The following is a 12,519-nucleotide window of genomic DNA, read 5'->3' on the forward strand; positions in this document are numbered from 1 at the left end:
TGCTCTACAACACACCGTACCCACATGCGGGGCAGCACATCGGCGTTGGGCCCAGTAAAACGAGAACGTGTTCTACATGGGCCCAACGGCGACGCGGCTAGGCAGCCAGTGTGGCGCCGACCTCGGCAACCGGCTCGAGCGCCAGCGCCAGGATCTCGGCGACGTCGGCCACGGGGCGTACGTCGAGCTCGGCCAGCACGTCCTCGGGCACGTCGACGAGGTCCACCTCGTTGCGCGCCGGGATGAAGACGGTCTTGAGACCGGCCCGCTGCGCGGCCATGAGCTTCTGCTTGACGCCACCGATCGGCAGCACGCGACCATTGAGGGTGACCTCGCCGGTCATCCCGACATCGGCCCGGACGTTGCGGCCAAGGGCCAGCGACGTCAGCGCCGTGACCATCGTGACGCCTGCGGACGGACCGTCCTTGGGCACCGCGCCGGCCGGCACGTGCAGGTGGATCGCCCGCTCGAGCGTCGCCGGGTCGATGCCGATCGCGTCGGCGTGCGAGCGTACGTATGACAGCGCGATCTGCGCCGACTCCTTCATGACGTCGCCCAGCTGGCCGGTGATCGCGAGGCTGCGATCGCCGTCGTACGCGCTGGCCTCGATGAACAGCACGTCGCCGCCGAGCCCGGTCACCGCAAGTCCGGTCGAGACGCCGGGCACCGCTGTGCGCTCCTCCGACTCCGGGGTGAACCGGGGCCGGCCGACGTAGTCGACGAGGGTCTTCTCGTCGACGACGACGGGCTTCGCCACGTCCGGATCAGTCAGCTTCGTCGTGACCTTGCGGAAGACCTTGGCGAGCAGCCGCTCCATCTGGCGGACGCCGGCCTCACGCGTGTAGGACGCCGCGATCTCGCGCAGAGCCTCGTCGGTGACCTCGACCTCGTCGGTGGTCAGCGCAGCACGCTCGAGCTGACGCGGAGCGAGGTACGTACGCGCGATCGCGACCTTGTCGTCCTCGGTGTAGCCGTCGAGCTGCACGAGCTCCATGCGGTCGAGCAACGGCTGCGGGATCTGCTCGATGACGTTGGCGGTCGCCAGGAACAGCACGTCCGACAGGTCCAGGTCGAGGTCGAGGTAGTGGTCGCGGAACGTGTGGTTCTGCGCCGGGTCGAGCACCTCGAGCAGCGCCGCCGCGGGATCGCCGCGGTAGTCGGCGCCGACCTTGTCGATCTCGTCGAGCAGGACGACGGGGTTCATCGATCCGGCCTCGCCGATCGCACGGACCAGGCGGCCCGGCAGCGCACCGACGTACGTACGACGGTGCCCGCGGATCTCGGCCTCGTCACGTACGCCGCCGAGGGCCACGCGGACGAAGTTGCGGCCCAGTGCGCGGGCCACGCTCTCGCCCAGCGACGTCTTGCCGACGCCGGGAGGGCCGACGAGCGCCATGACGGCGCCGGACCCGCGTCCGCCGACGACCTCGAGACCGCGCTCGCTGCGACGGGCGCGCACCGCGAGGTACTCCACGATGCGGTCCTTGACGTCGTCGAGGCCGTGGTGGTCGGCGTCGAGCACCTCGCGCGCGGCGGCGATGTCGGCGTTGTCCTCGGTCTTGACACCCCATGGGAGCTCCAGCACGGTGTCGAGCCACGTGCGGATGTAGCCGGACTCGGGGTTCTGGTCGCTGCCACGCTCGAGCTTGCCGACCTCGCGCAGGGCGGCCTTGCGGACGTCCTCCGGGAGGTCCGCCTCCTCGACCCGGGCGCGGTAGTCCTGGGTGCCTTCGGGCTCGTCGTCACCGAGCTCCTTGCGGATCGCGGCGAGCTGCTGGCGCAGCACGAACTCGCGCTGGTTCTTGTCGATGCTCTCCTGCACCGACTCGGAGATCTTCTCGTTGACCTCGCTCTCGGCGAGGTAGGAGCGCGCCCACTCGATCAGCAGGGTCAGCCGCAGCTCGACCTCAGGGGTCTCGAGGAGCTCGCGCTTCTGCTCGAGGTCGAGGTACGACGCGTAGCCCGCGGTGTCAGCGAGGGCGCTCGGGTCGGTCAGGCGCTGCACGGAGTCGATGACCTGCCATGCGTTGCGCTTCTGCAGGATCGTCACGAGCAGGCCCTTGTAGTCGCCGGCCAGCTCGCGGGCGTACTCGGTGACCGGCTCGTCGTCGATCAGCTCGGCCTCGACCCAGAGCGCGGCGCCGGGGCCGGTCACGCCGCCCTGGATGTGGGCGCGCTGCTCGGCCTGGATCACGGCGCCGGGCCCACCGCCGGGGAGGCGGCCGACCTGCTGGATGGAGGCGATCACGCCGTGGGTGGCGTAACGGTCCTCGAGCCGCGGGGCGACCAGGAGTTGGTCGTCATTGCTGGTGCGGGCGGCGTCGACGGCGGCGCGGGCGGCGTCGTCGAGCTCGATGGGAACGACCATGCCGGGCAGGACGACGACGTCCTCGAGCGCCAGCACGGGGAAGGCTTTCAGTTCACTCACGGGTCTCTCCTCAGAGTTGAGTCTGATGGGCTCAACTGTCGGCGAGGGGTCGGCATTCCGCTGGGTGACCCGTGTTCGCTGAGGGCGGACTCGGTGGTCCGGCCGCGCGATACCTTGGCTCCATGCCCGAGTCGATCGACGATCATGTCGTCCGCCGGTTGAATGAATGGCCCGCTCCTACCGACGTACGCGCGTCCGTGCCCGACCCCGAACGCCTGCTGGCCTACTTCGACGCCCAGCTGCAGAGCCGCCACCTCGACCTGGCGATCCGTTGGCTCCAGTCCCAGGGCGAGGCGTTCTACACGATCGGCTCGGCGGGCCACGAGAGCAATGCAGCGGTCGCGATGGCGCTTCGACCCACCGATCCGGCGCTCCTGCACTATCGCTCGGGCGGGTTCTACGCCGCCCGCGCCGACCAGGTGCCCGGCTCCACCGGGATCGACGACGTCCTCAACGGGGCGATCGCCTCGACGAGCGACCCGATCTCCGGCGGCCGGCACAAGGTGTTCGGGCATGCCGGGCTCAGCGTCATACCGCAGACCTCGACGATCGGCTCGCACCTGCCGCGAGCCTTTGGCCTCGCGTTCGCTCTGGGCCGGGCGTCCCGGTCCACGGTCACGCCGGCCTGGCCGCTCGACTCGGTCGTCGTGTGCAGCTTCGGCGACGCCTCGGCCAATCACTCGACCGCGGTCGGGGCGCTCAACGCCTCGGCCTACTGCGCACACCAGGGTGCGCCGCTCCCGATCCTGTACGTCTGTGAGGACAACGGCATCGGCATCAGCACCAAGTCGCCGGCCGGCTGGGTCGAGCGCTCGCTGACGTCGTGGCCGAGCATCGAGTACGCCACCGCCGACGGCACGCGTCCGGCGGAGCTGCTCGCAACGGCCGAACGCCTGGCGGATCGGGTCAGGGCCGAGCGACGGCCGGCGATCCTGCACCTGCGCACCGTGCGGTTCATGGGTCACGCCGGCTCGGACGCCGAGATCGCCTATCGGTCCCGCCGGGAGATCGAGGACGACTACGCCCGCGACCCGTTGCTGGCCACCGCCGGAGCGTTGATCGATGCCGGTGTGCTGACGCCGGAGTCCGCGCTGTCGAGGTACGAGGACGCCCGGGCGAGGGTCATGGAGCGTGCCAAGGACCTGGCCGGCGCGCAGCGACTCGACACCGCCGACGCGATCATCGAGCCGATCACCGCGCGCGTGCGCCGCGACGAGGTGCTGGCGACCCCGTCCCAACGGGCGGCCGGATTCGGCGGTCGCCTGCCCGAGGACGAGGGCCCGATGACACTGGCGCAGAACATCAACGCAGCGCTCAAGGATGCGCTCGCAGCCCACCCGGAGGCGTGGGTCTTCGGCGAGGACATCGGCCGCAAGGGCGGGGTCTACGGCGTCACACGGGGGCTCCGCAAGGCGTACGGGGCGGGCCGCGTCTTCGACACGCTGCTCGACGAGCAGACGATCCTCGGCACGGCCCTCGGCGCGGCGCTGGCCGGGTTCCTGCCGATCCCCGAGATCCAGTACCTCGCCTACCTGCACAACGCCGAGGACCAGCTGCGTGGCGAAGCCGCGACGCTGCGCTTCTTCTCCGGCGGGCAGTACCAGAACGGGATGGTTGTCCGGGTCGCCGGGCTCGCCTACCAGAAGGGGTTCGGCGGCCACTTCCACAACGACAACTCGGTCGCGGTGCTGCGCGACATACCCGGCGTCGTGCTCGCGGTGCCGAGCCATCCTGCCAACGCGCCGCAGCTGCTGCGGGAGTGCCTGGCGCTGGCAGGGGAGGGGCGGGTCTGCGTGTTCCTCGAGCCGATCGCGCTCTACCACCAGCGTGACCTGCTCGACGGCGATGCGGCGTGGACCGCGACCTATCGTGCGCCGGCAGCATGGCCGGCGGAGTCCGGTGCCGAGCTCGGCCGCGTACGCACGTACGGCGACGGTCGCGACGTCCTGCTCGTCACGTTCGGCAACGGCGTCCGGATGAGCCTGCGCGCAGCCGCGGCGTTGGACGGCATCGGGTGCACGGTGCTCGACCTGCAGTGGCTCTCGCCGCTGCCGCAGGAGGAGCTGCTGCGTGCTGCGGCCGGCTTCGACCGCGTCGTGGTCGTCGACGAGACGAGGCGGAGCGGCGGTGTGTCCGAGTCGGTCGTCACCGCGCTCGTCGACGGCGGGTATGCCGGGCGCATCAGCCGGGTCGCGAGTGCCGACAGCTTCATCCCGCTGGGCCCGGCTGCCGACCACGTGCTGCTCTCGGAGGTCGACATCGCCGAGGCTGTGCGCCGGATCGTCGGTTAGCCGGCCCGCTGGCCGCTCACGGCCACCGCGCGTGCCGCGAGGGTGAAGGAGTCCCCGGGACGTCCGAGGCGCTCGAAGCACGCGGCGCGGAGCTGCGCCAGCCGTTCCACGTCGAGCGACGTGGCGTACGCGCCGCCCGGCCCGATGCCGAGCAGGAACGGCTGCCAGTAGTCGTCGAAGTCCACGTACGTGGTGCTCACCTCGAGCGACCTGGTGCGTACGTCCGTCAGCCCGGCGCTCTCCCACAGCTCGGCCAGCTCGCGCTCCGTCGTGAACCGCATGGTCCGCGCCTCGTCCGTCGCGCCCGCATCGATGTCGCGGGCGGCGTCCCAGAACGTCCGCAGCATCGTCATGCCATCGGCGTAGTCCCATGTGCACGCCGCGATCGTCCCGCCGGGCCGGGTGACGCGGAGCATCTCGGCGGCGCCGGCCTCGGCGTCGGGCAGGAAGTTGAGCACGAGCTGGGACACGACCAGGTCGAACGTCATGTCGTCCCAGGGGAGGTCGGCGGCGGCCACCCGGCGTACGTCGGCCTCTGGCACACGGGCTGAGCAGGCCACGACGAACGACTCCGACGGGTCGGCGGCGGCGACGTGCTCTCCGCCGAGCCCGGTGGCGAGCACCTCGGTGAGCGCGCCCGGCCCGCAGCCGACGTCGAGCGCCCGCTGGCCCGGCTCGCCGCCGACGAACGACAAGAACGCGGCCGCGAGCTGGTTGGAGTAGCGCCCCATGTAGCGGTCGTACGCACTCCGGCTGGCGTCGAAGCTCATGGCTGCATTGACGCACCGGGGCACGCCTCGGTCAAGCCCCGGCCGCTAGGAAAGCTTGCTGAGCAGGCTGCGTGCCTCGCGAGGCGTCATCGGCTCGCAGCCGTGGGCGACCGCCTCGGCGACGATGCGGGGCTCGTCCTTGAGCAGTCGCCAGCCCCGTCGTACGAGCACCCACGGCGACTTGCGGCCCTCGCGCAGGTCGCGGGTCAGCCGGAGCAGGAAGGTGATGACTCGATGGCGACGCAGGCAGATCGCCGCGTCGAGGATGCCGGCCTCGCGGCAGGCGTCGACGATGACCGGGGCGAACAGTCCCTCGGCGATGAACCGGCTGGCGGGAGCGGACAGCGTCTGGGTGCCGGTACGCCGGCTTGCCGCGATGTCATAGACCGGGACCTCGACCGTGCCGGACGCGCAGAGCTCGGCGATCGTCCCGACCGCGTCGACCGAGCTCCACGATGCGGGGTCGTCCCAGTCGACGATGCCGAGGCTCGAGCGCGGCATGTCGGGCTCGTCGGCGTCACGGTAGAAGTCGTCGAGGCGCAGGACGGGCCAGCCGAGTCGCTCGGCCAGGTGAGACTTGCCGGACCCCGAAGGCCCGGCGAGGATCACGACGCCCATCAGACTTGGTGGTCGCGCGGGCGGCCTCGGTCACACACCGATCGGGTGCCAGACGGTCTTGGTCTCGACGAACGCCTCGAGGCGGCCAAGCGACGGCTCGGCGAGCCAGTCGACCGGTGCCGTGGGGGCCCGAAGGACGCGCTTGAGGTTCTCGGCTGCCGCGACCTCGAGCGAGGCCGCGAGGTCGGGGTCGTTGACACCGGCCAGGTCGAGCGCGTTGACGTCCATGTGCGACGCCAGCCACGGGGCGATCTCGGCGGGCTTGCCGGTCAGGATGTTGACGACGCCGCCGGGCAGGTCCGAGGTCGCCATGCACTCCGAGAGGGTCACGGCCGGCACGGGGTACTTCTCGCTGGCGATCACGACGACGGTGTTGCCCGTGACGATCGCCGGTGCGATGACCGAGACCAGCCCGAGCAGCGGGCCGCTGGGTGCGACGGTCGCGACGACACCGGTCGGCTCGGGGGTCGACAGGTTGAAGAAGGGGCCGGAAACCGGGTTGCCGTTGCCGAGCGCCTGGACGAACTTGTCGGCCCAGCCGGCGTACCAGACGACGCGGTCGATCGCGGCGTCCACGTAGGTCGTGGCCTTCTTGTCGTTGAGTCCCTCCGCGGCGCGGAGCTGCTCGATGAACTGGTCACGGCGACCCTCCATGACCTCGGCGAGGCGATAGATGACCTGGCCGCGGTTGTAGGGCGTACGCGTGGACCAGCCGCCGAACGCCTTGCGCGCGGCGAGCACCGCGTCGCGGGCGTCCTTGCGCGAGGCGAGAGCCATGTTGCCGAGGAAGCCGCCCTTGGCGTCGACGGCCTCGAACGTACGGCCGGACTCCGAGCGCGGGAAGGCGCCGCCTATGTAGAGCTTGTGCGTCTTGCGCACGTCCAACCTCGTCATGCGGATGCTCCCTGCAGGTAGGCGGCGAGGCCGTGGCGCCCGCCCTCGCGGCCGTAGCCCGACTCCTTGTAGCCGCCGAACGGCGACGCGGGGTCGAACTTGTTGAACGTGTTGGCCCAGACGACGCCGGCGCGCAGCTGGTTGGCCATCGACAGGATCCGCGAGCCCTTCTCGGTCCAGACGCCGGCCGACAGGCCGTAGGGCGTGTTGTTGGCCTTCTCGATCGCCTCGGCGGGCGTGCGGAACGTCAGGATCGACAGCACGGGGCCGAAGATCTCCTCGCGCGCGATGCGGTGGGCCTGCGTGACGCCGGTGAAGATCGTCGGCGCGAACCAGAAGCCGCTGTCGGGTATGTCGCACGGTGCCGACCAGCGCTCGGCGCCCTCGGCGTCGCCGACGTCGGACAGCTCCTTGATGCGGGCGAGCTGCTCGGCGGAGTTGATCGCGCCGATGTCGGTGTTCTTGTCGAGCGGGTCACCCAGGCGCAGCGTCGACATGCGGCGCTTGAGCTTGTCGATGACCTCGTCGTAGACGCTCTCCTGGACGAGGAGGCGCGAGCCGGCGCAGCACACATGGCCCTGGTTGAAGAAGATGCCGCCGACGATGCCCTCGACCGCCTGGTCGAGCGGGGCATCGTCGAACACGATGTTGGCAGCCTTGCCGCCGAGCTCGAGGGTGACCTTCTTGGACGTGCCGGCGACCGAGCGGGCGATGGCCTTGCCGACCGCGGTCGAGCCGGTGAACGCGACCTTGTCGACGTCGGGGTGCTCGACGAGGGCCTGACCGGTCGCGCCGGCGCCGGTGATGATGTTGACGACGCCCGGCGGGAGCTCGGCCTGCTGGCACACCTCGGCGAACAGCAGCGCCGTCAGGGGTGTGGTCTCGGCGGGCTTGAGCACGACGGTGTTCCCGGCGGCGAGCGCCGGGGCGATCTTCCAGGCCAGCATCATGATGGGGAAGTTCCACGGGATGACCTGGCCCGCGACGCCGAGCGCCTTGGGGTCCGGGCCCAGGCCGGCATGGCCCAGCTTGTCGGCCCAGCCGGCGTAGTAGAAGAACCACTGCGAGACCAGCGGCAGGTCGACGTCGCGCGACTCCTTGATCGGCTTGCCGTTGTCGAGCGACTCCAGCACGGCGAACTCGCGGCTGCGCTCGGCCATGATGCGGGCGATGCGGTAGAGGTACTTGGCCCGCTCGCTGCCCGGCAGCTTGGACCAGACCTTGTCGTATGCCTGCCGCGCGGCCTTGACCGCCTGGTCGACGTCGTCGGCGGTCGCCTCGGTGACCTCGGCGAGCACCTCCTCCGACGACGGGCTGATCGACTTGAACGATCCGCCCTTGCCGTCGACGAACTCGCCGCCGATGAACAGCCCGTACGAGCTCTTGATGTCGACGATCGCCCGGGACTCGGGCGCCGGTGCGTATTCGAACTTGGTCATGGCAATCAGTCCAACGTCACGTAGTCGGGGCCGGAGTAGTGGCCGGTGGCAATCTTCTGGCGCTGCAGCAGCAGGTCGTTGAGCAGGCTCGATGCGCCGAAGCGGAACCAGTCGGGGTCGAGCCAGTCCTCGCCGGCGATCTCGTTGACCATCACGAGGTACTTGATTGCATCCTTCGACGTACGGATGCCGCCGGCGGGCTTGACCCCGACCTGGCGCCCGGTCTCGGAGCGGAAGTCGCGTACGGCCTCGAGCATCACGAGCGTGACGGGCAGGGTCGCGGCGGGCTGGACCTTGCCGGTGCTGGTCTTGATGAAGTCGGCGCCGGCCATCATGGCGAGCCACGACGCCTTGCGCACGTTGTCGTACGTCTGGAGCTCACCGGTCTCGAAGATGACCTTGAGGTGCGCGTGTGAGCCGTCGGGACGGGCGCACGCCTCCTTGGTCGCCACGATCTCGTCGAAGACCAGCTCATAGTTGCCGGTGAGGAACGCGCCACGGTCAATGACCATGTCGATCTCGTCGGCGCCGGCCTCGACCGCGTCGCGGGTGTCGGCGAGCTTGATGTCGAGCGCGGCGCGGCCGGACGGGAACGCGGTGGCGACGCTGGCCACGTTGAGACCCGAGTCGCCGAGGGTGTCCTTGGCGATCTTGACCATGTCGGGGTAGACGCAGACCGCCGCGGCAGACGGGCAGGTCGGATCGGTCGGATCGGGACGCATGGCCTTGTTGGCCAGGGCGCGGACCTTGCCGGGGGTGTCGGCGCCCTCGAGCGTCGTGAGGTCGACCATCGAGATGGCCAGGTCGATCGCCCAGGCCTTGGCCGTGGTCTTGATCGAACGGGTTCCCAGTCCGGCGGCTCGAGCCTCGAGCCCGACCTGGTCGACGCCCGGCAGTCCGCCGAGGGTCTTGCGCAGGGACGCGGTGGCGCCAGTCACGAATGACCTCCTGAATCGGCGCGGCCACGTCGTCGGGGCCGCATCGATCAAGATTAGGCCCTCAGGCGAGCACCACGAAATGGCCGGGCTCCGGTTGGCCCGAGGTTCACCGAGTTGTCACCAAACCAGCCCAGAAACTCTGTTGACAGGGTTTCGGTGCCGATGTCTCCTAGACCATCGACGGTTTCCTGAGAGTTTCTCAGGGCCGTCGACCGCATCGGGGGACGATGTACATCGCGTCGCGTTCCTCGCCGTCCCGAGAGGAACCTTCGTGAAGTTCACCCCACGCTCGCTCGTCGCCGCCACCGCGGTGCTGCTTGCTGCCCCCATGCTGGCGGTCACCCCCGCCGATGCGGCAGACGACGTGACGCTCAACCTGATCGGCATCAACGACTTCCACGGCCGCATCGACGCCAACACCGTCAAGTTCGCCGGCACCGTCGAGCAGGTCCGCCAGGACGGCGGCGACGCCAACTCGCTGCTGGTCTCGGCCGGCGACAACGTCAGTGCCTCCCTGTTCGCCTCGGCCGTGCAGGGCGACATCCCGACGATCGACGTGCTCAACGACCTCGAGCTCGACGCCTCGGCGGTCGGCAACCACGAGTTCGACAAGGGCTACGACGACCTGATCAACCGGCTCGCCCCGGCCGCCGACTTCCCGTTCCTCGGCGCCAACGTGTTCAAGAAGTCCGACAACAGCCCGGCCCTCGACCCCTACAAGATCTTCACGATCGACGGCGTCTCCGTGGCCGTGATCGGCGCGGTCACCGAGGAGACCGGCTCGCTGGTCAGCCCCGGCGGCATCCAGGACATCACGTTCACCGACCCGACCGATGCGATCAACGACACCGTGGATGACCTCAAGGCACTGCCGGACCCGCCGAAGGTCATCATCGCCTCGATCCACGAGGGCGCGCCCGACGGCACCCAGACATACGCGCAGAACGTCGAGCACAGCGCGGTGTTCAAGAAGATCGCCGAGCAGACCGATCCGGCCGTCGACGCGATCTTCATGGGCCACACCCACCAGGCCTACGCGTACGACGCCCCGATCCCCGGCGAGCCGGGCAAGACGCGCCCGCTGATCCAGACCGGCAACTACGGCTCCAACGTCGGCCAGATCAAGCTCACCGTCGACGGCGAGACGGGCGACGTCAAGTCGTACGTGCAGAAGAACGTGGCTCGCACCACCACCGCGGACAGCACCCTGACCCAGACGTTCCCGCGCGTCGCGGCCGTCAAGACCGACGTCGACGCGGCCATCGCGTTCGCGGCGACGATCGGCAACCAGCCGGTCGGCTCGGTGACCGCGGACATCACGACCGCGTTCACCGGCAACACCCGCGACGACCGGGCGAGTGAGTCGACGCTCGGGCACCTGGTGGCCGACGCTCTGCTCTCGAAGGTCAAGGACACCGCCCCTGGCGCGGACCTCGGCATCCTCAACCCCGGCGGCATGCGCGACGAGCTGCGCTATGCGGGCGACACGAGCTCCAACCCCGCCAACACCGACGGCGTCATCACGAACGCCGAGGCCAACGCGGTCCTGCCGTTCGTCAACAACGTCAGCAGCGTGACGTTGACGGGCGCTTCGCTCAAGAAGGTCTTCGAGCAGCAGTGGCAGCGCGACGCGGGCGGCAACGTGCCGACGCGGGCCTACCTGCAGCTGAGCACGTCGAAGAACGTCACCTACACGTACGACGCCACCCGTCCCGAGGGCGACCGCATCACGTCCGTGACGATCAACGGTGAGCCGCTGGATCCGGCCAAGAGCTACAAGGTCGCGACGTTCTCGTTCCTCGCCACGGGTGGCGACAACTTCCGGGCGTTCACCGAGGGCACGTCCGTCGACACCGGTCTCGTGGACTACGAGGCCTGGATCGACTACCTCAAGGCCAACAAGCCGGTGTCCCCGGACTTCGCGCGTCGCTCGCTGGCGGTCACGGGTGTCAAGAGCTCGTACGAGGCCGGCAGCTCGGTCGCGGTGACGCTGCCGAAGCTCGACCTGACGTCGCTGGGCAGCCCGGCCAACACGTCGGTGACGGCGAAGCTCAAGGCGGGCGACACCACGACCGACCTGGGCAGCTTCCCGGTCACCGCCGGCTCGGCGACCGTGGCGTTCGACCTGCCGGCCGGGCTGATCGGTGCTGCGACCCTCGAGGTCGAGGCGGCACCGACGGGCACCAAGGCCAGCATCCCGCTGGCGATCGACAAGGCGACGTCGACCACGACGGCCACGGCTCCGGCCAAGGCCAAGACCGGCTCGACGTTCACGGTCGAGGCCACGGTCGCGTCGGAGTCGGGCGTCACGCCGACCGGCACCGTCACGGTCAAGGACGGCACGACCGAGCTCGCGACGGGTCCGCTCGTCAACGGTTCGGCCTCGGTGGAGGTCAACGCGAGCAAGCTCAGCGCCGACGACCACGAGCTCACGGTGTCCTACTCCGGCGACAGCCTGCACCAGGCCTCGTCGGGCACGACGGAGCCGATCGAGATCGTCAAGGGCGGCTCGGGCTTCGGCGCGGTCGTCGGGTCGACGCCCTACGGCACTCAGGCACTCGTCCAGCTGACGGCTGACCCGGAGGCATCCGGCCTGGTCTACGTGACGAGTGGCGGCGAGCTGGTCGGCATGGGCTTCCTGACCGACGGCCAGGGCACGGTCAAGCTGGACAAGACCGGGTTCGTTCCGGGCGCCTACGACCTCAAGGTGTTCTACGGCGGCGACGAGAAGTTCGACCCGACGAGCACGACCGCCAGCCTGACGGTCACGAAGGGCGCGACCAAGACGACCAAGTCGTCCGTGACCAGCAAGGTCGTCCGCAAGACGACCAAGGCGACCGTCAAGGTCAAGGTGACCGGCACCGGCTTCACCGTGGAGTCGGGCACCGTACGGATCTACCAGGGCAGCACGCTCTACGGGTACGCGTCGGTCAAGGACGGTCTCGCGACGGTCAAGCTCAAGGCGTTCCCCACGTCCGGCAACAAGGCGATGACGGCGAAGTTCGCCGGCAACTCCGTCGCCCTGCCGTCCAACGGGTCGTTCACGATCAAGGTCGTCAAGTAGCCACCACCCAGTGATCGTCCGGGGACGGCTTCGCGCCGTCCCCGGACGATGCCGGCTCCATCTCCGAAAGAAGCCCT

General features: G+C 69.7%; 8 protein-coding genes. 2 read left to right on the forward strand and 6 right to left on the reverse strand.

Annotated elements, in window-relative coordinates; translation table 11 throughout:
• Window positions 1-97: 97 nt before the first annotated feature.
• The gene (gene lon, locus BOSE46_RS00995) at window positions 98-2,428 is read right to left on the reverse strand and encodes an endopeptidase La (protein WP_159537397.1); all 2,331 of its coding nucleotides are present in this window, start codon (window positions 2,426-2,428) and stop codon (window positions 98-100) included.
• A 122-nt stretch (window positions 2,429-2,550) separates the two neighbouring features.
• On the opposite strand from lon, the gene BOSE46_RS01000 reads away from it, so the two are divergent.
• Window positions 2,551-4,719 (forward strand): thiamine pyrophosphate-dependent enzyme, encoded by a 2,169-nt coding sequence (locus BOSE46_RS01000; RefSeq protein WP_159537399.1) that lies wholly within the window; start codon window positions 2,551-2,553, stop codon window positions 4,717-4,719.
• Here BOSE46_RS01000 and BOSE46_RS01005 read toward each other — a convergent pair.
• Genes BOSE46_RS01005 through deoC form a run of 5 tightly spaced genes read right to left on the reverse strand, consistent with a single transcriptional unit; the run spans window position 4,716 to window position 9,378 of the window.
• Window positions 4,716-5,489 (reverse strand): class I SAM-dependent methyltransferase, encoded by a 774-nt coding sequence (locus tag BOSE46_RS01005; RefSeq protein WP_159537401.1) that lies wholly within the window; start codon window positions 5,487-5,489, stop codon window positions 4,716-4,718. The two genes, BOSE46_RS01000 and BOSE46_RS01005, sit on opposite strands and share 4 nt — an antisense overlap.
• A 45-nt stretch (window positions 5,490-5,534) precedes the next feature.
• Window positions 5,535-6,107: a uridine kinase gene (locus BOSE46_RS01010; protein ID WP_159537403.1), complete on the reverse strand. Its 573-nt coding sequence runs from the start codon at window positions 6,105-6,107 to the stop codon at window positions 5,535-5,537.
• A 30-nt stretch (window positions 6,108-6,137) separates the two neighbouring features.
• On the reverse strand, window positions 6,138-7,001 hold the full coding sequence (locus BOSE46_RS01015) for an aldehyde dehydrogenase family protein (RefSeq protein ID WP_159537405.1): 864 nt from the start codon (window positions 6,999-7,001) through the stop codon (window positions 6,138-6,140).
• A complete protein-coding gene (locus BOSE46_RS01020; protein ID WP_159537407.1) occupies window positions 6,998-8,440 on the reverse strand; it encodes an aldehyde dehydrogenase family protein in 1,443 nt (480 codons plus the stop codon). Before BOSE46_RS01020 ends, BOSE46_RS01015 begins: the two co-directional genes overlap by 4 nt.
• A 5-nt stretch (window positions 8,441-8,445) precedes the next feature.
• Entirely contained in the window at window positions 8,446-9,378 is a 933-nt protein-coding gene (deoC, locus tag BOSE46_RS01025; protein WP_236551573.1) for a deoxyribose-phosphate aldolase, read from the reverse strand.
• Window positions 9,379-9,649: 271 nt separating this feature from the next.
• Between deoC and BOSE46_RS01030 the strand changes: the two genes are divergently transcribed.
• On the forward strand, window positions 9,650-12,442 hold the full coding sequence (locus BOSE46_RS01030; RefSeq protein WP_159537409.1) for a 5'-nucleotidase C-terminal domain-containing protein: 2,793 nt from the start codon (window positions 9,650-9,652) through the stop codon (window positions 12,440-12,442).
• Window positions 12,443-12,519 lie beyond the last annotated feature (77 nt).

The sequence above is a fragment of the Aeromicrobium sp. 9AM genome, from assembly GCF_902506105.1.
Lineage (GTDB): Bacteria > Actinomycetota > Actinomycetes > Propionibacteriales > Nocardioidaceae > Aeromicrobium.